Here is a 21,709-nt window from a genome sequence, read left to right as displayed (position 1 = left end):
ATCTATTTTCTTAAATACGAAAAATAAAAGATACCATAAAACTGACACACGCCCAGCGAAAACATCTGTTATCATAGATGTTTAGTCAGACTATAAAAATTACAATCATAACCCATCGATTCAAAATTGCATGACAAATTCCAATTATCTTTGGCAAGCAAATCAAGACTTAAGCGAAGCTTGTCTGCAACATCCCTTTGTCAGAGGCATTGCTGACGGCAGCCTCCCCCAAAATAGTTTTGCATATTACGTTGCACAAGACGCATTTTTTCTGGGAGCCTTCGCTCGCGCTTATAGCATCGCTGCGGCAAAAGCACCCGACTGGGGGGGGTTTGAAATTCTCCACAATCTCGGTAGTGGCGTTTTAGAAGAACTTCGTTTGCATCAAGGATATGCAGCCAAATGGGGGGTAAACTTACAAGAGGCAAAACCGGGAATCGCTACCCGCCGCTACACAGATTTTTTATTAGCGACAGCCTGGGGGAGTGGTGTAGGTTTGACAGTAGCCGCCATGACTCCTTGCTTGCGGTTGTATGCTTTTTTGGGACAGCAGCTAGCTACAGGTAATATACCGGAACACGCCTTTAGCGACTGGATTTCCACCTATAGCAGCCCGGATTTTGAGATTTTAGCAAAACGCCTGGAAGGTTTGGTCGATCGCTACGCAGATGCTGGGCCAGAAGTAGAAGCAACCTATCGCTACGCTATGCTATGCGAAAGAGACTTTTTTCAAGCAGCTTGGGAAATAGAGTAAATTAAGTTTGTGCAAAAATGGAAAACTATCTTAAGCTACCTACACGCAGTAAATTTAACAGCCATGTACAGGAGGAATGTAGCAAATAATGTCATAACAGCATATCCCAAACAAGGCTAATTACTTAACACTAAACCGAGTGCCATTGAAAGCTACACAATGCCGTAAACGTAGCGATGAACTGATTGCAAAGCACCGGAATTGCTCTGTAGCGCTACAGAGCAAAAACCGAAATAGCTGACTTAATGCTTAGCCTTTTTCGCAAATTCCCGAAATAGCCACAGCCCTAAATCATCGCAACTTTACTAACAGCTTGCAACCAGCAATAATGCAACCAAAAACGCCCAACAATTAATGAGCCCTGCTAATCCCATTTGCATTTTCAGAGTCGTGAAGTCGCGCATGAGCAAAGTAAACAGCGGATAAAAAGCGACAGAATGCTGGTGTCCATCATCTGCATAGCTGTAGCCTAAATTAGCTATTTCGATGTACCATTTACCGTCCCAATGCTAAAACAGTGCCGAGCCACTTTTGAGGAGTCAGCCACTTACAAAATCTAGAGGTGGCCGACTCCCACACAGGGGCAGTTTCTTGCAGACTAAAGGAGCAATTATCTGCATCCCGATCGCCATTATCGATCGGCTCAGAAACCACAAGCAATTACAAAAATTAACCCGTCCCGGCTTAACGTCCGAGTTTATTGGGAATCCCTTCGCAGCCACCGGGAATAGTCTCTCTCGACTTCGAGCCACACCAAGCGCAGCAGTAATAGCGCTGCTCGTCCGACAGCCGCTTGACAGCGGTGAAATCAGCACGTTCAACCACAGCGCCGGTATGTTCACCTGTTTCATAGTTGGGAAATTCGGTACGGCTGCGGGGGGATGCCGTTTGTGCCGAGCCGTAGAATAATGCGGCGGCTCTCATGTCGGCGCGAGCGAGATTGGCGTCATACAAGACAGCGCGCGAGAGGTTGGCTTTCACTAAATCGCACTTGCTGAGATTGGCGCGGACGAGGTTGGCCTCGCTCAAATCCGTCCATCGTAAATCAGTGCCCGCCAGGTCAGCACCCGCTAACATGACATTGAGATCGATAACGCGGATACCGTGATCCCTATCTTCAGCGTAGCCGCCGTCACCGTCAAGGATGGGACGGCCTAAAAGCCGATCGCGCTTCAGCGGAGTAACCAATCTCGACTGCGACAAAAACCGCAGAATTTTAGCTTTACCTTCAGCATCTACACTGCTCATAATCGCAGCGGTGCGGCCTTCTGCGATCGCCCTTTCCTGCGGCCAGTCTTCCAAAAACCCTTGTTCATCAAGGGCTAAGTCCGAAACCCCTTGAAAATAAGCATCGATCGTTTGCTGCTGCGTAATTCTGTTTTGCTGAATCGTCAAATCTTTCGAGATCACGTACTGCCGCCAAGCCACATAAACGCCTAAAATTGCGATCAAAATTTGGCCCAAAGCGCCGATCAACTCGCCGAGAGCGCCGATGGCGTCCCAGTTGATTTGGATGTTGCGGCTTCCCGGTTCAGTATTACTACCGCTGAGCATCAGCAAACCAACAATCCCAGCTAAAAGCCCGAAGCAGGCGACGATCAGAGTGCGCCAAGTCGGCGGAATTACCTGCGCCCAAATTTTGCCCCAACTCGGCCACATCAACCGCAGCGATACGCCGATCGCACCGACAGCGCCCATTAAGCCCAGCCAAATGTTGTCATTGGCGAGCCCAAAAATCATCGCTGCGATCAACCCCAGCGTCAGCACCGATCCCGACTTCTCAGTAGTCGTTTGTTCCGGCTGCTGCGGCAAAAACACCTTGCGAGTTGGAGGCGGTGGCACCGGTTTTTTCGGTTCAGCAGTAACGACGATTGTCCCTGATTCTGGTGGCACAGTAGGGCTCGCACCGTTCTGACTTTCTACAGTCACGTTAGACTCAGGGCGATTGGGTTGAGAAGAGTTGTTTTCTGGTGTCATGCGTTGAGGCAAATTCTAATTTTAGCCGATCACTAAAACGATTTTAACTAACCTAGCAGTATTCTAGATAATATTACAATAGAAATATCCACTAATTATACTCAAAGAGGTAACAGATTATGACCCTGGTACTCCCCAATCTGCAAGAAAAACAAATGGGTCAAGTAATCACTACAATCACCGTCACGAATCGCATCGATCTAGTTATGGCTGAACGGGGATTCATTGGTGCTGAGGAAGTTCGCTCTGTTACCCTCGATAACGTTGTTGTCGATACCGGAGCAACTCTGCTTTCCTTGCCCGCTCCTATTATTAGCCAGCTAGGGTTAAAACAAGTAGGAGAAAGAGATGTATAAACATCCGCTGGCATCAAAAAAGGTAAAATTTTTGCCGACGCTCAAATTATTGTAGAGGGCAGAGAGGGCAGATTTGATTGTTTAGAATTACCGGAAGGCGTTTCGGCTGTTTTGTTGGGCGTGATTCCAATGGAAGAACTAGGCTTAGAACCAGATTTAAAAAATCGACGGTTGCGAGTATTGCCGATGAACAATCAGCAAACATATCTGATGGGTTAGTCGATCGGCATTTACCGTAGCACCAACATCTTGCTTGTGATTACTATCCTGTTTCCTCAATTACCCGCCATCAAAAAAGTTTGGACTGAGGACTAAACTCCTCATAAAATTTATATGACTTTAGCCCTCAATACCAACAAGTTTATCTTTATCTAGAATAATATTACATCCCGTTAAAAATATTATACCAAAAAACTTTATTTTTGGGTATATGTAAGTTTTTTGCCCTACATCGAGCGAGCAGAATAAGCCTTGAGCAAATACACGCCAACCGTCCCAAATATCAAAACAATTATCCCCAAAACCAACTCCACACTAAACCTTTGAGCATTGCCCAAAGCGACAAGAATTTGCTGCCGCACCACAAACGCCAACAGCCAGCAAATCTCCGCCTTCAGCCAAGCCAAAAGGCCTCGCCCCAACAGATATTGCCGGCGAGCGTTCTCAGAAGTAATCCGTACCGGATAATTAAAAGTATGCGGATAGCGCGAAACCGCAGTTAAAACCGCAAAAATAATGGCAGCAACCGCCGGCACGATCCAAATCGTCACCTTGTCGCCCCAAGCATCAGCCAGCCCCCCCAAGCCGAAATGAATCGGAATTCGATCGGGCAAAACCGCCCAAAACTTGACGATGAGCAAAACAGCCAGCAAAAGCGCGATCGCACCTAAAAGCTCTACCGCCACTACAACAGGCGAAAGCCCCAGAGAAATAACCGGCCGTTGGTTTGGTGTGTTTCCAGTCATGGCTACTGAAAATTAGATTAATATTGGAAATAATAGTATTGGTTCCAATTTCATTCCCCAACAGCTTTCGTTGGGGCTTTCCAAACATCCCGCGAGGTTCTATGACGGCTCAGGTCTTGATTGAAAAGAAAAAGTTAGAAAAACCGCCCCTAACAATACACACATTAGGCGATCGCGTCCTGCGGCAGCCAGCCAAGCGCGTCAAAAGCGTCGATGCAGAAATTCGGCAGCTAGTCCGAGAAATGCTGCAAACCATGTACAGTGCCGACGGTATCGGTTTGGCAGCCCCCCAAGTCGGAGTCCACAAACAAGTAATTGTCCTCGACTGTGACCCGGAAAACCCCGCCACACCCCCAATTGTTTTGATCAACCCCACCATCAAAAGTAGCAGCGGCGATATCTGCATCTTGCAAGAAGGGTGTTTGAGCATTCCGGGAGTTTATTTAGAAGTCAAACGCCCAGAAGTCATTGAAGTCTCCTACCGCGACGAATACGGCCGCCCACAAACCCTGATAGCAACAGAGTTACTGTCGAGGGCAATTCAGCACGAAATGGATCACCTCAACGGAGTGCTGTTTGTAGACAGAGTAGAAAACAAGCTTGCACTAAATGAAGCATTAGTCAAGCATAAATTTTCCCCAAAGGCAGTAAAATCAGTATGATGGCAGGAACTCCGAAAAGTGGTTTACTCTTAGCTCTTTCGTGCATCACTGCGATCGCGGCAGTCGGCTCCATCTTTGAGCTGTCATCGGGAGAAGCTCAACTTGGCAATTTAGTCACGGGCATCATCCTCGCCCTGAGCGTACCGCTAACTGGCATATTTTTCTATGCAGCCGTTCAGGATGCCAGGGCAAATCTATAAGCAGAGTTTTTAGTCATTAGTCATTAGTCAGCAGTTATTAGTAATTAGTAATTAGTAATTAGTAATTAGTAATTAGTCAGCAGCTAACAACCAATAACTGTGGAATAAAGACTGCTCAAAAATAACATCAGCTAACAGCTCGCGAGCTCATGACCAATGACTAATGACTAATGACTAATGACTCATAACTCATGACTAATGAAATCGGATTTCTGCGACAAGTGCCAGCCAAAGATGCTGCAGGAACGCCAGCATCCAAGTACCAACTTTCTGAAGAAGGGGAATTGGTCATCGGACGCGATCGCAATTGTCAAATAGCTTTAGAGTCGATCGTCCACGGCATGGTTTCCCGGCGCCACGCCGCAGTCCGTCCCCTAACTCAGGGTACTTTGACGAGATGGGAAATTTGCGACCTCAACAGCGCTAACGGAACTTATATCAACGGAAAAAAGCTCTCTGGCTGCCAAACTTTAGAAACAGGCGATCGCATCAGTCTCGGCCTTGACGGCCCTGAATTTATATTTGAATCTCCCATAACCCCTTACCAAAATCAACCCGGATTAAGAGCACCACAAACAGGCCATTTTGCTGGTATCGAAAAAGATGCTCTCACTTTAACTCAATTATTCCCGATCGCCTCCACTGGCAAACAATTAAGCCAAAAAGCTTACTTATATCCAGGTATTGCCACAGTTATTGTTGTCGTGTCGATGTTTGTCGCCGTTGGAAATTCTGCAGCATTCAACTTGCTGCTGTCAGCTTACCTCGCCGGTGCGGCTTACTACTTTATCTATCAACTATGCGGCAAACACAAGCCTTGGTGGGTATTGCTTGGTTCGGCGTTAGCTACAGTCCTGATTGTGATCAGCCCCTTATTAATTGGATTTATATTAGTATTTAGAGAAATTTTGCCCGGCCACCTGCCAACCGAAGGCGAAACAATTAGTTTTTTGCCTTTTTTGAGCAGAATGTTTTTTGGGGCAGGTCTAATGGAAGAATTGCTGAAAGCCCTGCCCGTTTTGGGAGCGATGCTGCTGGGAAATTGGCTGCGAAATCCGTGGCGAGATCGCATCGGCGTTTGGGAACCTTTAGACGGAATTCTGTTAGGAAGTGCCTCAGCAGTAGGCTTTACACTGTTAGAAACTCTGGGACAGTACGTTCCCAATGTCATCCAAAATGTCACCCTGCAAGCAGGGCCTGACGCCGGACAATTAGTAGGATTGCAGTTGCTAATTCCCCGCATTTTGGGTTCCGCCGCCGGACACATGGCTTACAGCGGCTATTTGGGATATTTTATCGGTTTGAGCGCCCTCAAACCTAGGAAGCGCTGGCAAATTTTGGGCGTAGGTTATTTCAGCGCTTCCGCACTTCACGCTTTGTGGAATGCGTCGGGAGCCGCCAGCGTACTTTTGCTGGCCTTGGTGGGAGTTTTGTCCTATGCGTTTTTGGTAGCCGCGATTTTGAAAGCTAGAGCTCTGTCTCCCAATCGAGAGCAAAATTTTGCAACTCGAATATTCTTGGAAAAGTGACTTCTGAGTGCTTAATTGTTGATGTGCCAGGGCACCTCAAGCTGCCATTTTTTTCTTGTGTTTTAACCAGCTTAAACCTGCCACTGCTAAAGCTGTACCCCCAACTGTGAGAGGTTCGGGAACTGGTTCGGCTGCGGTATCCACTAGGGTGTAAGAAACCTCAGAGGACCCCCACCCTCTAGAGTATGGAATATAACTATCGACGATGAGCAATCCATCGTCTATATATGATTGATAGTTCATGTATCTGTACACAGTCTCGTGGCTCCACGAGAAATATCTCAATCCCATAGACCAAGATTCGTAGCTCTCATACACCCAGTAAAAAGGCCCTCCTGGCTCGTCTGGAGGACTGATATATTCATCCATCACACTGTAGTGGCCACTTGCATACAGTCCGCGAAAAACTCCTTGCTCAAAAGAAGCTGTAGCTCCTGCCAAATTGTAATATTTTTCCCATCGTTCCAATCTTCCCTCGGAAACGGCAATTTCTTCAAATCCTATTCCTGTAAGCGAGGAGTTATTCAACTTAAAAAACCCGCTATATGAACTATTTTCCACTTGGAAATTGTAGGTGAGTACGGCGGCTTGTGCTTTGTCTACTCCTACCAATGACACGGCAGAAAACAAACTTAAAATTGTGCTAGCGATCGCACTTCCTAATCTGTGCCTTTGTTTGTGACTCATTGTTTTTTCATTAAGCTTTACGTAAGTGTAATTTATTTGAGTGAGCGATCGCCCGTAATTATCCCCATTCTTAAAGTAAATTTTTTTGAAGTCAAAGATTGCCGAATGTAAATAACCGAACTAATACGGGTGCGTCACCTGTTGTATTTGTATAATTTATGACTTTCACTATTACTTTTGAACACAAACTAGAAAAATGTTTTATCGTAATCGCCAAATATTCAGACGGGTTTGTGTTGTGGCGATGCAGCAGGCGCTCCTCGTGGTAAATACATATTTAACATAGTTTGTCAATAAGCAATTTCCAGACAGTTTACCCCTGTATTCTGCCCTTGTGTATGAGTAGCTACTGCTTAATTGCCCGATGCGATAATCGCAACTGAACTTAGAAATTCTTCACAAATAGTTTGACTGTGGTACTATCTGGATGGCTGTGAGTAGCTGAGGGAAGCCAAGGGGCTTGATTCCTGTGGTGGTGGAGGAGAATCCAGGAGTGCTAGATAGGATGTCATTGGGATACGCAAACGTTTTCGCCCAGCGAAGTCAACCCGAACCCCTCCGCATTGGGGTGATTGGGGTTGGCAATATGGGCCAGCATCACACGCGAGTTCTGAGCTTGCTAAAAGATATCGAACTCGTGGGTGTTGCAGACATAAATGTAGAGCGGGGAATAGATGTAGCAAGCAAATACCGGGTTCGCTTCTTTGAAGACTACCGAGATTTGCTCGCCCACGTAGATGCAGTTTGCGTCGCCGTTCCAACTCGCCTGCATCACCCTGTGGGGATGTCTTGTCTCCAAGCGGGTGTTCACGTTTTAATTGAAAAGCCGATCGCGGCTAGCATTGCCGAAGCCGAATCTTTGGTCAACGCGGCTGCTGAGGCCCACCGGATTTTACAAGTGGGTCACATCGAGCGCTTCAATCCAGCTTTTCAGGAACTCGGCAAAGTGCTGAAAACTGAAGAGTTACTGGCATTGGAAGCTCACCGGATGAGTCCCTATTCCCAGCGGGCTAACGACGTATCGGTAGTTTTGGATTTAATGATCCACGACATCGACTTGCTCCTGGAATTGGCAGATTCCCAAGTGGTGAAGCTGACCGCCAGCGGCAGCAGGGCCTCAGATTCAGGTTATTTAGACTACGTGACAGCGACGTTGAACTTTGCTAACGGCATTGTCGCCACCTTGACTGCCAGTAAGGTGACGCACCGCAAACTCCGTTCAATCGTGGCTCACTGCAAGAATTCTCTGACAGAGGCAGATTTTCTCAACAACGAAATCTTGATTCACCGACAAACAACCGCCAATTACGTGACGGATTACGGTCAGGTGCTTTACCGTCAAGATGGGTTGATCGAGAAAGTTTACACCAGCAATATTGAACCGCTCCACGCAGAATTGGAGCATTTTATTAATTGCGTGCGGGGTGGAAATCAGCCTTCTGTGGGAGGAGAACAAGCTCTCAAAGCTCTGCGGCTTGCGAGTGTAATCGAGCAAATGGCTCTCGACGGTCAAGCTTGGTATCCGAAAGAGCTAGAGTCTACTTTGCAAGTTAGCTAAATCGAGACAAATCGTGTCGTTTCCGGGTGCTTTTACAGTTTGGGTTTGTTGTTCGTTGAAGAGAGTAACTGTTCCCATGCAACCGGATTCGATATCAGTCCATTTGAGATTGGACAATTCGGCGTGAGAAGTTCGGCGTGTGCGAGCGTCGAGTTGCGCTCAATCGAACGATTTTAGATCTTAGATTGACAATCAAGCATCCAAGATACAAGCCCCCGGATTTATTCGTCTAGAAATTAAAAACCTGTATCCGATAAAGGAGTCCCCGAATTGATCCGTGGGGTCAAGGCTAAAATCTAAAATCTAAAATCTAAAATCGATTGACTCTGCAGATGAATCTGGGGGCTTGAACTAAGGTTTAAACTTTTTTGCTCTCGACAACAGGAGTCGTGGGCAAGTATCCGTCTTTAGGTGAAGTCACGATTTATGCCAACAAAGAGCGACTATTTGACGACTGATGGTTTTGCTAACTAGCTGATTTCCTTGAGGACTCAGGTGAATGCTGTCTCGATACAAAGTTGGAAATTCGGCCGCACAATTGAAAATGGGAAGAAAATCTATGTAAGTAATTTTCTCTGTTTCTACGAGTTCGGCGAGACGCGCTCTAGCTTTGACTTCCCAGTCGCGAGGGCCCGGGCCGCCGAGTTCGCCCCGCTTCGGCGTGACTGCTAGTAAAAACTTGACGTTGGCGGATACAGCTATTTTCTGGATTTGGCGAATAGCTTCTAAGTTGCAGGCTACTACATCGCTGCTTGTGGCTCCGGGTGCTGCCAATTGGCCTGTCGGCACTGCAGGGAGCAGGTAGCGGCTCAATAACTCTAGCGTAGCCGATCGGGGTTTGTGATCCGGGTAAGATCGATCGCGCCCCACAACCAGATCACAAGGAGCCGATGCAAACAAATCGTCCGTATTGAGCAGCAAAACCAAAGCCTTTGCCCCAAAAACACCGAAACGCTTGGCGTAAGCAAGTTGATTCCTCGGCCCCCAAGAATTGGCTGAGGCGTTGAGAACTTCAAAATTTGAATAGTTGACTTGTGAACCTAATTGTGTGTTGTTCGCCAGATTCTGTACTTGCAGTCTCAAATTCCGAGTCATAATTTCCGATATCGTATCTGTCTGATGTGTCCACCAACCACCGTTGGCGACAGAATCTCCCAACAGCAAGACGCGCAGAGTTTCTGCAGGGGGTATCGGGGCGATCGCTCCAGTACGCATCGAATACTCGTTAATCTCAATCCGGTTGCCCAAGCGACGCACCTTCTGGTTGGGCGCCAACAAATAGCCGCACTCGGCATCGGCAATATAAATCAAGGGATTACCAAAACCTAGCAGCACCCGCAGGAGCACTTCGATTGCTGCCCCCAATCCTGCGGTGACAGCCAAAATTATGAGAACAACTTCCACCACTTAACCTCGATAGAGAAGGAAAAATCCCTGCCGACACCAAGGTATAAAAAAGAATGCAACTGCAGTCAAGCTTTCATCCCCGATTGTAGTCAGTCGATTTGAGATTAAAGATTAAAGCATTGACTCGACAGATGAATCTGGGAGATCTCGCTAAAACCTGAACTTTTTTGTTTTCCAGGACTCCTGCTTAGAAGCAAGTATCTGTCTTGGAGTGACGTGTCTAGGTTGCCTTTGTAAAATCTAAAATCTAAAATCTAAACTTTTATGGCTGCGGGGTTGGAGCAACTTGGCGACCCGATTAAGTCAACCGAATCGCCCCCGTGGATATAGAATTCTAGAATATACCGTCAAAATCCGCCGTCAGCCGTCAGTAAGGAACCCCACGCTTAAAAGCGGGGGCTTTCAAGACAGTCCGGCTCTGTGAGCGAGATTGAACCGAAAGCCCAAACCTTACCAGAGACAGGATCAGACCTACGTTTTTTGAGTCACGATACCGGAAAATGCGACGCTAGTTTTCCGCTCTATCGCTGAGAGTTAAACAGGCTTAAAGGGGTCAAACCAGTGCTTTCAGCCTAACAAGCTCACTAAACATTCTCGAAGCGAACATTACCCCGAAAGGGAGATTGAGGCAACCATACCTCACCGGAGAGGCAACCCGACCTCTCCAACCCCGAAAGGGGATTCAAGGCGACGGTCGTCGCAGCCGCCTTCCTCCCCATGCGTAAAGTCAGGGGCTTCCCGCTCGTTTTTTGGTGAACTTGGTGGTTTCAGGAAAATCCGTGGACTTAAAACAAATATTCAAAACGCCGAATCCCATAATCGGTGTCGTACATTTACAGCCTTTGCCAACTTCTCCCCGCTGGGGCGGAAACCTCAAAGCTATTATCGGAAGAGCCGAGCAAGAGGCTACAGCGCTGGCTTCTGGTGGCGCAAACGGTATCATAGTTGAGAACTTTTTCGACGCTCCTTTTGCCAAAGACAGCGTAGATCCGGCTGTGGTAAGTGCCATGACTCTGGTAGTTGAGAGGCTAACAAATCTCGTGACGCTGCCGATCGGCGTTAACGTGCTGCGAAACGACGCCCACAGCGCGATCGCCATCGCCTCCTGCACAGGAGCTCAATTCATCCGCGTCAACGTCCTCAACGGCATCATGGCTACAGACCAAGGCTTAATTGAAGGCCAAGCTCACCAGCTACTGCGCTACCGCCGGGAATTGGGCAGCGATGTCAAAATATTAGCAGACGTGTTAGTCAAGCACGGGCGACCCCTAGGCAGCCCCAACTTGACCACAGCCGTCCAAGAGACGATCGGGCGCGCTTTAGCCGACGCCGTAATCCTTTCCGGCTGGACAACTGGTAGTCCTCCCAATCTCGAAGACTTAGAACTCGCGAGTGCAGCAGCGGCGGGAATTCCAGTTTTCATCGGCAGTGGCGCCTCGTGGGAAAACATTTCCACCCTCATGCAGGCCGCTGACGGCGTAATCGTATCGAGTTCCCTGAAACGAAACGGCCGCATCGAGCAGCCTATAGATCCGATCCGTGTCAGTCAGTTTGTAGAAGCCGCCCGCCGCAGCTTGTCACAGAAAGAGCGCGAACAGGAAAATAGAGATGCTAATGGCTCAAGAGGGCCAACACCCGAACCGGGCAAAGTCACAAGTAAAACGTAAAATGGGAATTGTTGACAGTTGTCAGTAGTCAGTAGTCATCAGTTATCAGTCATTAGTTAACCATTAACAGTCATTAGTCAACAGTCAACAATTCCCAATTATCAATTACCAAATCAAAAAATGATTCGCCGACGTTCAACTCCTTGGATTCATCGCTGGTCTCGGACTGTGATGGCAGCGATCGCAGCCATAGGCGTCGTAGAAACGGCCTATCTCACGATCGCTAAATTCACCAATGGCTCGGTCATTTGTCCCACCAGTGGCTGCGACAAAGTTCTCAACAGTCCCTACGCTACAGTCTTTGGCACAGTGCCTTTAAGTTTGTTAGGCTGTCTGGCTTACCTGAGCATAGCAATCCTGGCATTGGCTCCCAAAGCTGTAAATCCCGACACCAAGAAAGGACTGCACTCTCAACTAGAAAACAAAACTTGGCAAGCGCTATTTATCATCACTGCTGCGATGGTAATTTTTAGCAGCTATTTGATGTATTTGATGGCTTTTGAAATTCAGGATCTGTGCATTTACTGCGTTACTTCTGCCTTATTTGCGCTGTCGCTGTTTGTACTGGTGCTAGTCGGGCGCGAGTGGGAAGATATCGGACAGTTGGTGTTTACAGGCATTTTGGTGGCAATGGTGAGTTCGATCGGGGCTTTGGGACTTTATAACAGCGTCAACTCACCTGCTCCTACTGTCTCTACCCCCGGAATTGTACCCCCTGCCGTCACTACAACCTCCGGCCCGTCACAAATGGCTTTGGCCCGCCACCTCCGACAAATCGGCGCTAAAGAGTACGGCGCTTACTGGTGTCCCCACTGCCACGACCAAAAAATGCTCTTCGGCAAAGAAGCAGCCAAAATAATTGATTATTTTGAATGCGATCCCAGGGGGCAAAATTCCCGCGCTGAAATTTGCAAAGCTGCTGCTGCAAATGTTAAAGGTTTCCCTACTTGGGAGATTAATGGTCAGTTTTATGCGGGGACACAATCTTTGGATAAACTCGCTGATTTATCGGGTTACACCGGCCCCCGCAACTTTCAAAACTGACAGGAAAGTTGGAGATTATAGATGACAGATTTTAGATTGATGGGCAGGAAATATCCTGGTTTTTAACTTAGTTAATTCTTGGCTCGTGCTGCGAAATCAATCTAAAATTTTGCATCTATAATTAATAAAAAACAGTAAAAATTAGTGATAACGAAAAAATAAAACAAGGTGTGGGTGTCTAGTGTGTAGCTCGGTGAATAATTACTAAAACTTTTACATAAAAATGCAATAAACCGGGTTTCTGCTACCAGAATGATTGTTGAAATGACATATTTTGGTTGCGAAACCCGGTTTCTGCTGTTGCAGCCCGATCGCACCGAAAAACCAAAAAATTGGATAATTTAAAATCTAAAATCGACTCGCCCGCACCGAAAAGCCAAAAAATCTAAAATCTAAAACCTAAAATCTAAAATCGACTTAGCCGATCGCCCCGGAGAGGTAAAACCTATACGTAGTAGTAGTTTAGATGCTCACAGGGCGAGGCCCACATCCCCAAAATATGCTAGAAACTATCAAAAAATGGGTCGATCGAGAACGCCGAGTATTGATTACTGCGAGTGCCGTTGCTAGTAGCGTCATTGTAATGCGCTGGTTCGGATGTTTTCAGGTGTGGGAATGGGCTGCTTTCGACCACTTTGTTCGCTGGCGGCCGGCCGAACCCATTGACTCGCGCATCGTCATTGTAGAAATTAAGGAAGCTGACTTGCAAAAATACGGCTACCCAATTTCGGATGCTGTCTTGGCCCAATTGCTGCAAAAATTGCACGCTGGCAAGCCGCGGGCGATCGGCCTCGACATTTACCGAGATTTGCCAACTCAACCGGGTAACGCCGAATTGCTCAAAACTTTTAAAACTATTCCCAACTTAATCGGAATTGAGTTGATGCCCGACGAAACCAGGTTCGGAGTTCGCCCGCATCCGGTACTTGACAAGCTCGATCGAATCGGTTTCAACAACGTTGTTATCGACGCTGACTCAAAAGTCCGGCGAACTTTGCTCTACGCTTGGCCCGGAGACGGCAAAACTCATCAAAGTTTCGCACTCAGACTGGCTTTGCTTTACCTCAAAAGCGAAGGAATTTCCCCTCAATCAGCAAAAGCCAATCCTAAATACTTGCAGTTAGGCAAGGGGGTTTTTCGGCCTTTTCAACCGAATGACGGTGCTTACGTTCGAGCGGACAGCCGTGGCTATCAAATTTTGACCAGCCTGCGCGGCCCGCGAGGCAGTTTTCGCACTGCATCGATGAGCGATGTGCTCTCTGGCACAGTACCTGCTGATTTTGTACGATCGTGCGTTGTCTTGATCGGCTCAAATGCCCCCAGCCTCAAAGACTTTTACCAAAATTCTTACAGTTCCGGTTGGTTTGGTCCTCCCCAGCAAATACCGGGAGTCGAGCTTCAGGCTCATTTCTTGAGCCAAATTTTGAGTGCAGCCATCGACGGGCGCGGGGGTATCAATGTCTGGCCAGAGGCTGCGGAGTTGCTGTGGATTTTGGTGTGGTCTTGGGCCGGAGCAAATGTGAGTTGGAATTTGCGATCGCTTGGTCGATCGGCTTACTGTTTATTAAGTATCTGTCTAGGTCTAAGTGCTAGTTTATACTTAGTATTTTTAAGAGGTTGGTGGCTACCGTTAATTCCTCCCATCCTCAGTCTTGTGGGTTCTGGTGCTGCTGTTGTGGGTTATCTGGCTCACTTGCAAGAAGAATTAAAACGGTCTAAAGAATTTTTACAATCGCTAATCGATACAATTCCCGACCCCATTTTTGTCAAAGATCGAACTCACCGCTGCGTAGTTTTGAATCAGGCATATTGTCGGTTTATTGGCTATCCTTTAGAAATTTTAACTTGCCGAACCGATTACGATTTATTTCCCCAAGCCGAAGCCGAGATATTTTGGCAGCAAGACGAATTAGTATTTCAAACTCACCAGCCGCGAGAAAATGAAGAATATTTTACTGACGCTCACGGAATTACGCATCTAATTGCGACTAAAAGATCCCTGCATAAAGATGCTGCCGGCAACCTATTTTTAGTCGGAGCAATCAGAGATATTACCGAGCGCCAACTCCGCGCAAATGCCCTAGAACAAAAAAATGCTGAGCTCAGCCACCAAGCTTATCACGATTCTCTTACCGATTTGCCCAACCGCCAAATGTTCTACGAATGCTTGCATAAGTCTTTAGAAATAGCCTCTAGCACTCAGGAATTGGTAGCTTTACTCTTTTTAGATTTAGATGGATTTAAATCAATCAACGACACTCTCGGACACAATGTGGGTGATTTACTCTTAAAAACAGTTGCCAGTCGGCTCAAAAAATGCTTGCGCGGCAGCGATACAATCTCTCGGTTGGGCGGCGACGAGTTCACAGTCATTTTGCCCGCAATTCCAGGTCGCGAGGAAGCTGCGAAAGTAGCTGAAAAAATTTGCGACGCTATCATGCAGCCTTTTATTTTAGAAGAACATACAGTTTCTGTAACTACAAGTATTGGGATTAGTTTATATCCCATTGACGGTCAAGAGCCAGAGATGTTAGTTAAGAATGCCGATGTTGCGATGTATCGTGCTAAGGAACGCGGGAAAAATCAATATCACTTTTATTAATTAAGAGCAGTTAACAACATAATGCAACTGTAGGTAAAGTCCCCACCCCGATATTGATAAGCTGTCGCGCATTTAAATTGTATATTACACCTCTTGCAAAAATGCTGAGACCCCTCCCCAACCCTCCCCGAAGTCGCGGGGAGCGAGCCTAATTTTTCTTGCTTCCCCCCGAAGCCGCGGGGGGACTGAGGGGGGTGAGTTTTTGACTTTTGCAAGAGGTATATTCAGGGCGGGCGGGACGCCCAACCCCTACTCCCCACAAGACTTTAATTTTTTTGGACATACAATAGACTTCTTGCAAAAAAAATATGTGTTATATTTAAAAGCTTGCTCAAGTTTAGGTCAAACTTTGAATTATTGGGTTGATTGGCATTTCTTTAAACTTGCCCAGCCTGCTAGATTATAAAATTGGCTAAACTTTTCATAATAGCACAAAATTATTTTGCAATAGGTCTAATTTAAATACCACAACAGCTTAAGTCATTTGTAAATATTAAATTTTTTATCTAAAATCTTAATTGTTTCAGGCAAAATTTGAGCAATTTTTAGACCTCAAACCCTAATTGGTTCGTGAGGGAGATATTATTTCTGGCGTCCCCTGTGCAGCTAACTTAAAAAAATAGCTCGCTCCTTACCTGAAACTGTAAGCCCTCTCAGCTTTTTGAAACCGTTGAGAAAAATGTCCAAAGTAGTGAAATCTCAAATTTAAGATGATGTTATTTAAAATACTATAATCGGTCATCTGGCATTAGATATACTTAGAAAATATAAAACTTATGAGAACAACTTGCCGTGTGCTCTAAATGTTACAAAATCTTAAAATAAATCACCACCTGAAACCCAATTCAAACCGCTAAAAAGCCTTAATGTAAAAAAATTATGTAAACTTACGAAAATTAATTAAAGTAAATGTAAAGATATCAGTGGAAATACGGAAATTGATAGATATAATAGGTGGTACAGAGGTGGATCTATTGCGGTGATTTGAATAAGGCTGTGAATACTATGCGTACTTTGATTCAGCTCACAACAACGGCAACCTTGGCGGCCTGCCTGCAAGTGAATGTAGTCGGCACCGCAAATGCGACTCGACTTGCCAGCAACTCAACTAGCCATTTCACAAAAGCCCGTAGCACGGGCGAGAACCCCAGAGTTTGGACAGTTACACCAACCTCTAGGTTGGGAAATCCCCAACAATACGAACCAACCCCGAACGGGAACCCCGAAAGTGACGGTACGGGGACGCGCTGACCCCACATTTTCAATAAATTTTCAATCTTCTATTCGCGGAGATTTGTACCAATTGGATTGGTTAATTAAAGTATGGCTGCACCAATCCGGATCCGTGAGGGGATAGTCCACTCGGTAATGACCCCCGCGACTTTCGGTGCGAAACGCAGCACTTTTGACAATTAAATAGCCGATATCCAATAAATTCCCTACTTCTCCCCAATTTCGCAAAATTGAGCTATTCTGGGCCTCAGCAGGGGAAAAATCAATAATTTGTCCGGGCCGTAAATTATCAAGCGTTTGACTCAAAGGCAACAAAGCAAATTCTTGCCGCCAAATCTCAAGTTGGACGATCGCCCTTTCCAAATCCCGCTGTCCCCGGCAAATTCCCGCACTCTGCCACACCAAATTCCGCAATTCAACCCGCAATCTTTCGATCGCCTCAATGTCCTGTTCAGAAATCGATTTTTCCCAGATTTCCCTCGCCTCGAACTGATCGGCGAATGCCTCGGCCCTTCCACCTTCTAGCTGCAAAAGTCCCATCTGCGCCCCAAAAACCAGACATTCCAGCAGCGAATTGCTCGCCAACCGATTAGCGCCGTGTACCCCCGTGCTCGCAGTTTCTCCCACCGCGTACAAACCCGGAATCGAAGTTTGGTTAAACTTGTCAGCGACAATCCCTCCCATCCAGTAATGGGCCGCGGGCGTCACCGGCACTGGTTCGGAAAAAATATCAATTCCCCAATCAGCGCACACTTGAATAATATTGGGAAACCTGTAGCGCAGTTGATCGACCGCAATCGGGCGCAAATCCAGCCAAACATGAGGTTCTCCCGTCTTCTGCAAGTGGCGGAAAATAGCGCGACTGACAACATCCCTAGGGGCTAGTTCCCCGCTAGGGTGAGAGTCAAAAGCAAAGCGATATCCCTTACTGTCAACCAAATGAGCTCCTTCTCCCCGCACCGCTTCGCTAATGAGAAACCGAGGCGCGCCCGCGGTGCTCAGCGCCGTCGGGTGAAACTGCACAAATTCTAAGTCTCGCAGCAAGGCCCCGGCGCGCCACGCAATTGCCACCCCGTCCCCCGTACTTACCGACGGATTGGTCGTTTGAGCAAAAACTTGTCCGCCGCCGCCTGTCGCCAGCACCACGGCTTTAGCCTGCAGCCACTTGACTTGTGAGCCGCAAATCGAGCTAATCCCCTGACACCGCCCGGTTTGGTCTAGCCACAGACTCAAAGCAAAGGCAGGAGATATGAGTTGAATGTTTTTGCGGCTTAATACTTTTGCTGTCAGCGTACTGATAACGGCTTTGCCCGTAGTGTCGGCGGCGTGGAGAACTCGGCGGCGGGAGTGCGCTGCTTCTAGGGTGAGGGCTAAATCGGGGCCGGTGCGATCGAATGCAACGCCCATTTTCACCAGGGAGTCGATGCAAGCACCAGCTTCCTCGACTAAAAACTTCACCGCCTCCAAATCGCAAAGACCGGCTCCCGCAGCCAGTGTATCCTGAACGTGCAGCGCTGCGGAATCTTCAGGGGCGATCGCCGCCGCAATCCCTCCTTGAGCCCAATCGCTTGCAGAAACAGGCAGGGTATTTTTATTGATCAAGCCCACGTGCAAATGCTCTGGCAGGCAAAGTGCTGTGTACAAACCCGCCGCGCCAGCACCTATTACCAATACGTCAAATTTGTCAGTCATAAGTCTGCCGCCAGTCTATTTTAGATTTTAGATTTTAGATTTTAGAATTGAGTCTACAGATGAATCTGGGGACTTGAACTAATGTCAGTCAAGGGATTTTAGATTTTAGAATTTAGATGAATGAGGGGAACCCGCTTATTTCAATCTAGCGAATTTGGGTCGGCTTTTGCCGAATGGTGGTTGAAAGTAAGTCTTGAGAAATTAAAGGCAGAAGTCATCAGCCTGTAGAAAAAAATCTTTTCTTTCTGCCGAATGCCTTCTGCCCAATTGCGAATGCCTTCAAAAGAGACCCGCTGCTACCTAGTCGTAGAGACCATTATTCAACCGGTTGTCTCCTTCAATAAAGACGGATTCAACATCAGTTACGGTGAACTTTTCCATGTTAGCTTGCAGCACTTTTTTCTGAGCTTCCGTCAAGTCTGGAATATTGAGTACGTCCTCAACATTTTCGTAAGGAGCATTCTTAATAATTAGTCGAGCTAAAGTGGGATACAACCCTCGAAATTCCCGAAAGTCTCGGACGGCGCTGTTGTTCAAATCAAGTTTTTTGCCGTATTCTGTGGCAAGCTTCTCATCGGCGCGATTGGTTCTAGCCGGAGCTTCAACAGCTAGGAGCGAGGATGATGGCAAGACGATACGGCTCAAGGTTGCCGCGATCGCGCTTTGGTCTCCAGCCCATGCAAAGCAGCCCAGCACTAAGCCCAATACTGCCAATAGACGACCCAATCGTTTCATGAAGTTTTGTCTCCCAATTTCATACACAGCATTTATGTAGAGACTACCATTTTGCTTATGCAGTTTTTCAGATAAATCCGCAATAGGTAGAGGGCTGTTATAAACTTTACATTTTGGTATTGACAAGGCGGACAATATATGATATTAGCCGACTTTTAAGCATCGCAGGCAAGTTTATCAAAGGCACTCCCAATTAAAAACTCGGACTGCGATTTTAAAGGGTTAATTTTTGCCCCGCCCCCAATTTTCTCGCTATCAAGAACTTTTTCCTTTCGTTTTGAGAAAAGCATTTAAGTCAGCATAAGTACCGCCGTAAGTCACGGTGGGAGTGTCGTAACCCTTTAAAGCAACGGTGTGCTGCTCGAAAGCGCCCTGGGCACCCAATTGCGTCAGGTATTTGTAGGTAGTTTCTCCCACAGCGATATCCTTGCCGAGTTGCTTGGTGCAAGATTCCAGGCGAAATGCTGCGTTTACAGTATCTCCCAAGGCGGTATAGTCCGATCGGTCGCTGCTGCCAGAATTTCCCACCATTGCATAACCGGTATTGATGCCAGCCCCGACTCGCAAAGGAAAAGGCAGGGGGTAACGGCTGCTGAGTTCGTCTGTTGCCTTGTGCAGTTCGCTCAAAGCTTGGCAAATCCGCATCATTTCTTCGCTGCTGACACCGCTGGTTTTGTGAAACCAGACTGCCATGATGGCATCGCCGATGTATTTGTCCACCCAACTGCCGTGTTCGCGAATAATCTGTCCTGCTTTGCGGAACCAGTTGCCGATAACTTCCGAGAGGAGGGTTTCGTCTAGCTGCCTAGTCAAAACTGTAAAGTCTCGGATGTCCATTACCATGACGCTAATCAGGCTACGCACCGTCAAAGTCGCCGTAAAATCTTCAGAGTCTGTCTCGTGTATTGGATCGTGTCGGTGGCCGGCGGTTGGGTTGTAAAAGTCCAATTCGGTTTGACCGAAAATAATCCGATCGCCATTTCTGAGAGTGACAGGAATACTGACGCGCCGCCCGTTGACAAAGGAACCATTGCGGCTGCCCAAGTCGATCAGGTAGAACTCTCCTGTCTCCATTTGCTGTAACATCGCGTGATTACGGGAAATCCAGCGATCTGTCAGTACAAAATTATTGTCATCGCTCCGCCCTACTGTCCAGCAATTGCTGCCGGAGAGCGGCAAGTAGCGATTGCCGCTTTTCTCTGTACGAAGTACCAAATGTGGATTGGCTTGCAAAGTCACCACAGCCCTAAAAACGACATCAAGTCAACCGATTTGAGATTTTAAACTTTAAATTTTAACTTTACCGCGCGGCTTATAACTGAGATTGCTGCTAAAAAACCTCAAATCTGCTGTTCTCAAATCTAAAATTGTTTAGTCGATCGTCGATGCACCAAAGCATACAGGATTGCCGAACCACAATTTGATCGCCAGCGAAGGTAGTTATGGTTCGATCATAGGCGAAATTGTCATATTTTTCACCACAAAGATGTCTCTGGGGACTTAAATTTGTTGCTTTTTGCCGAAACATAACTCTCTACCCATATTCTACCTAAGGTCACGGCTCCCACTGCGAGCCAAGTTTTATTTATTCTCAGGGGGCCTAAAAAAACTGAAAAATGGCTCTCCGGCTCCGACCGAGAATTGTTAAACACAAGGTATCTTTAAGATTTGTTGCTTAACTTCTGGTTTTTGAAGATATCAACAAAGCCTTTTCCTCGCTGCGGCGGTCAATAAGTTGGAAATACGAGAATTTTATGTTGTCGAAAAGAATTTTGCCTTGTTTGGATGTGAAAGCCGGTCGCGTGGTCAAAGGTGTCAATTTTGTCAACCTTAAGGATGCTGGCGATCCGGTAGAAATGGCTCAGGTATACAACGATGCGGGTGCTGACGAGTTGGTGTTTCTGGACATTACCGCGACTCACGAAGACCGGAATATTATGATCGATGTGGTGTACCGAACGGCCGATCGAGTATTTATCCCTTTGACGGTGGGCGGCGGCATCCAATCCTTAGACACAATTAAAAGTTTATTGAGGGCGGGCGCTGATAAGGTGAGTATTAATTCGGCTGCCGTGCGCGATCCGAGTTTAATTGACAAAGCCAGCGATCGATTCGGTAATCAGTGCATTGTAGTGGCGATCGACGCCCGCAAACGGCAAGACGCAGATAATCCGGGTTGGGACGTGTACGTGCGCGGAGGGCGAGAAAATACCGGCCTAGATGCGCTCGCCTGGGCCAAAGAAGCCGAACAGCGCGGCGCCGGCGAAATTCTGGTGACAAGCATGGACTCTGATGGCACTCAAGCCGGTTACGACTTGGAATTAACTCGCAGCATTGCCGAAATTGTTGAAATTCCCGTCATTGCTTCCGGCGGCGCCGGCAACTGCCACCACATCTACGAAGCCGTGACTGAGGGCAAGGCAGAAGCTGCACTGCTGGCTTCCCTGCTGCATTACGGGCAACTCAGTGTAGGAGAAATTAAAACTTATCTAGCAAAATGTCAAGTTCCCGTGCGACAGCAGCAGCCATTAGTTATTAGTCATTAGTCAGTGGATAGTCGGGCGCATCTCATATCTTGCAACATTTTTAACAAACCGCTCTGCGGGTTCACTCAAGCGCCCTCTCACGTTGCAAAGAGGCT

General features: G+C 47.2%; 17 protein-coding genes and 1 pseudogene. 11 read left to right on the top strand and 7 right to left on the bottom strand.

Annotated features, from left to right (window positions below; genetic code table 11):
• Positions 1-130 precede the first annotated feature (130 nt).
• Complete coding sequence (locus QUA10_RS19850; protein WP_333084151.1) at positions 131-754, top strand: TenA family protein; 624 nt, start codon at positions 131-133, stop codon at positions 752-754.
• A 684-nt stretch (positions 755-1,438) separates the two neighbouring features.
• On the opposite strand, the gene QUA10_RS19845 is transcribed toward QUA10_RS19850, so the two are convergent.
• On the bottom strand, positions 1,439-2,731 hold the full coding sequence (locus tag QUA10_RS19845) for a pentapeptide repeat-containing protein (RefSeq protein WP_333084150.1): 1,293 nt from the start codon (positions 2,729-2,731) through the stop codon (positions 1,439-1,441).
• Positions 2,732-2,850: 119 nt separating this feature from the next.
• On the opposite strand from QUA10_RS19845, the pseudogene QUA10_RS19840 reads away from it, so the two are divergent.
• Positions 2,851-3,306, top strand: a pseudogene (locus QUA10_RS19840) (aspartyl protease).
• Positions 3,307-3,533: 227 nt separating this feature from the next.
• Here QUA10_RS19840 and QUA10_RS19835 read toward each other — a convergent pair.
• The gene (locus tag QUA10_RS19835; protein ID WP_333084149.1) at positions 3,534-4,052 is read right to left on the bottom strand and encodes a DUF1648 domain-containing protein; all 519 of its coding nucleotides are present in this window, start codon (positions 4,050-4,052) and stop codon (positions 3,534-3,536) included.
• Between the two features lie 101 nt (positions 4,053-4,153).
• Between QUA10_RS19835 and def the strand changes: the two genes are divergently transcribed.
• From def to QUA10_RS19820, 3 genes are all read left to right on the top strand, one after another.
• On the top strand, positions 4,154-4,714 hold the full coding sequence (gene def, locus QUA10_RS19830) for a peptide deformylase (protein WP_190659061.1): 561 nt from the start codon (positions 4,154-4,156) through the stop codon (positions 4,712-4,714).
• Complete coding sequence (locus QUA10_RS19825) at positions 4,714-4,914, top strand: hypothetical protein (protein WP_199292547.1); 201 nt, start codon at positions 4,714-4,716, stop codon at positions 4,912-4,914. Before def ends, QUA10_RS19825 begins: the two co-directional genes overlap by 1 nt.
• Positions 4,915-5,105: 191 nt before the next feature.
• Positions 5,106-6,443 (top strand): PrsW family glutamic-type intramembrane protease, encoded by a 1,338-nt coding sequence (locus tag QUA10_RS19820; protein WP_333084148.1) that lies wholly within the window; start codon positions 5,106-5,108, stop codon positions 6,441-6,443.
• A gap of 36 nt (positions 6,444-6,479) precedes the next feature.
• On the opposite strand, the gene QUA10_RS19815 is transcribed toward QUA10_RS19820, so the two are convergent.
• On the bottom strand, positions 6,480-7,130 hold the full coding sequence (locus QUA10_RS19815) for a PEP-CTERM sorting domain-containing protein (RefSeq protein ID WP_333084146.1): 651 nt from the start codon (positions 7,128-7,130) through the stop codon (positions 6,480-6,482).
• Positions 7,131-7,635: 505 nt separating this feature from the next.
• Between QUA10_RS19815 and QUA10_RS19810 the strand changes: the two genes are divergently transcribed.
• On the top strand, positions 7,636-8,688 hold the full coding sequence (locus QUA10_RS19810; RefSeq protein WP_333041122.1) for a Gfo/Idh/MocA family oxidoreductase: 1,053 nt from the start codon (positions 7,636-7,638) through the stop codon (positions 8,686-8,688).
• Positions 8,689-9,105: 417 nt separating this feature from the next.
• Here QUA10_RS19810 and QUA10_RS19805 read toward each other — a convergent pair whose 3' ends face one another.
• Positions 9,106-10,092, bottom strand: a complete 987-nt coding sequence (locus QUA10_RS19805) for a GDSL-type esterase/lipase family protein (protein ID WP_333084144.1) — start codon at positions 10,090-10,092, stop codon at positions 9,106-9,108.
• A gap of 782 nt (positions 10,093-10,874) precedes the next feature.
• Between QUA10_RS19805 and btpA the strand changes: the two genes are divergently transcribed.
• From btpA to QUA10_RS19785, 4 genes are all read left to right on the top strand, one after another.
• A complete protein-coding gene (gene btpA, locus QUA10_RS19800; RefSeq protein ID WP_138921119.1) occupies positions 10,875-11,762 on the top strand; it encodes a photosystem I biogenesis protein BtpA in 888 nt (295 codons plus the stop codon).
• Positions 11,763-11,882: 120 nt separating this feature from the next.
• A complete protein-coding gene (locus tag QUA10_RS19795; protein ID WP_333084143.1) occupies positions 11,883-12,806 on the top strand; it encodes a vitamin K epoxide reductase family protein in 924 nt (307 codons plus the stop codon).
• Positions 12,807-13,272: 466 nt separating this feature from the next.
• Positions 13,273-15,408 carry a CHASE2 domain-containing protein gene (locus tag QUA10_RS19790; RefSeq protein WP_333084142.1) on the top strand — a complete coding sequence of 712 codons (2,136 nt, stop codon included), beginning with the start codon at positions 13,273-13,275 and terminating at the stop codon, positions 15,406-15,408.
• 1,005 nt (positions 15,409-16,413) lie between these two features.
• Positions 16,414-16,659, top strand: coding sequence for a hypothetical protein (locus tag QUA10_RS19785; RefSeq protein ID WP_333084141.1), 246 nt, complete (start codon positions 16,414-16,416; stop codon positions 16,657-16,659).
• A gap of 21 nt (positions 16,660-16,680) precedes the next feature.
• Here the strand turns inward: QUA10_RS19785 and nadB are convergent, their stop codons facing one another.
• The 3 genes from nadB to QUA10_RS19770 all read right to left on the bottom strand — a co-directional run bounded on the left by nadB (position 16,681) and on the right by QUA10_RS19770 (position 20,310).
• Positions 16,681-18,333 carry an L-aspartate oxidase gene (nadB, locus tag QUA10_RS19780; RefSeq protein WP_333084139.1) on the bottom strand — a complete coding sequence of 551 codons (1,653 nt, stop codon included), beginning with the start codon at positions 18,331-18,333 and terminating at the stop codon, positions 16,681-16,683.
• A 300-nt stretch (positions 18,334-18,633) separates the two neighbouring features.
• Positions 18,634-19,068 (bottom strand): photosystem II complex extrinsic protein PsbU, encoded by a 435-nt coding sequence (gene psbU, locus QUA10_RS19775; protein ID WP_333084137.1) that lies wholly within the window; start codon positions 19,066-19,068, stop codon positions 18,634-18,636.
• A 255-nt stretch (positions 19,069-19,323) separates the two neighbouring features.
• On the bottom strand, positions 19,324-20,310 hold the full coding sequence (locus QUA10_RS19770; protein ID WP_333084136.1) for an adenylate/guanylate cyclase domain-containing protein: 987 nt from the start codon (positions 20,308-20,310) through the stop codon (positions 19,324-19,326).
• 512 nt (positions 20,311-20,822) lie between these two features.
• Here QUA10_RS19770 and hisF point away from each other — a divergent pair.
• Positions 20,823-21,614 (top strand): imidazole glycerol phosphate synthase subunit HisF, encoded by a 792-nt coding sequence (gene hisF / locus QUA10_RS19765; protein ID WP_333084135.1) that lies wholly within the window; start codon positions 20,823-20,825, stop codon positions 21,612-21,614.
• The last annotated feature ends 95 nt before the right edge of the window (positions 21,615-21,709 follow it).

This window comes from Microcoleus sp. Pol8_D6, assembly GCF_036700965.1.
Lineage (GTDB): Bacteria > Cyanobacteriota > Cyanobacteriia > Cyanobacteriales > Microcoleaceae > Microcoleus.
The sequence above is the reverse complement of the archived record's forward strand: the minus strand, read 5'-3'. Positions and strand labels throughout refer to the sequence as shown.

What these genes read in the sequence shown, in the direction of transcription:
- nadB (WP_333084139.1), bottom strand. Translation starts at nt 18,333, where the DNA reads ATGACTGACAAATTTGACGTATTGGTAATAGGTGCTGGCGCGGCGGGT.
- QUA10_RS19815 (WP_333084146.1), bottom strand. Translation starts at nt 7,130, where the DNA reads ATGAGTCACAAACAAAGGCACAGATTAGGAAGTGCGATCGCTAGCACA.
- psbU (WP_333084137.1), bottom strand. Translation starts at nt 19,068, where the DNA reads ATGAAACGATTGGGTCGTCTATTGGCAGTATTGGGCTTAGTGCTGGGC.
- QUA10_RS19795 (WP_333084143.1), top strand. Translation starts at nt 11,883, where the DNA reads ATGATTCGCCGACGTTCAACTCCTTGGATTCATCGCTGGTCTCGGACT.
- hisF (WP_333084135.1), top strand. Translation starts at nt 20,823, where the DNA reads ATGTTGTCGAAAAGAATTTTGCCTTGTTTGGATGTGAAAGCCGGTCGC.
- QUA10_RS19790 (WP_333084142.1), top strand. Translation starts at nt 13,273, where the DNA reads ATGCTCACAGGGCGAGGCCCACATCCCCAAAATATGCTAGAAACTATC.
- QUA10_RS19785 (WP_333084141.1), top strand. Translation starts at nt 16,414, where the DNA reads ATGCGTACTTTGATTCAGCTCACAACAACGGCAACCTTGGCGGCCTGC.
- QUA10_RS19810 (WP_333041122.1), top strand. Translation starts at nt 7,636, where the DNA reads ATGTCATTGGGATACGCAAACGTTTTCGCCCAGCGAAGTCAACCCGAA.
- QUA10_RS19850 (WP_333084151.1), top strand. Translation starts at nt 131, where the DNA reads ATGACAAATTCCAATTATCTTTGGCAAGCAAATCAAGACTTAAGCGAA.
- QUA10_RS19825 (WP_199292547.1), top strand. Translation starts at nt 4,714, where the DNA reads ATGGCAGGAACTCCGAAAAGTGGTTTACTCTTAGCTCTTTCGTGCATC.
- QUA10_RS19845 (WP_333084150.1), bottom strand. Translation starts at nt 2,731, where the DNA reads ATGACACCAGAAAACAACTCTTCTCAACCCAATCGCCCTGAGTCTAAC.
- QUA10_RS19835 (WP_333084149.1), bottom strand. Translation starts at nt 4,052, where the DNA reads ATGACTGGAAACACACCAAACCAACGGCCGGTTATTTCTCTGGGGCTT.
- def (WP_190659061.1), top strand. Translation starts at nt 4,154, where the DNA reads ATGACGGCTCAGGTCTTGATTGAAAAGAAAAAGTTAGAAAAACCGCCC.
- QUA10_RS19820 (WP_333084148.1), top strand. Translation starts at nt 5,106, where the DNA reads ATGACTAATGAAATCGGATTTCTGCGACAAGTGCCAGCCAAAGATGCT.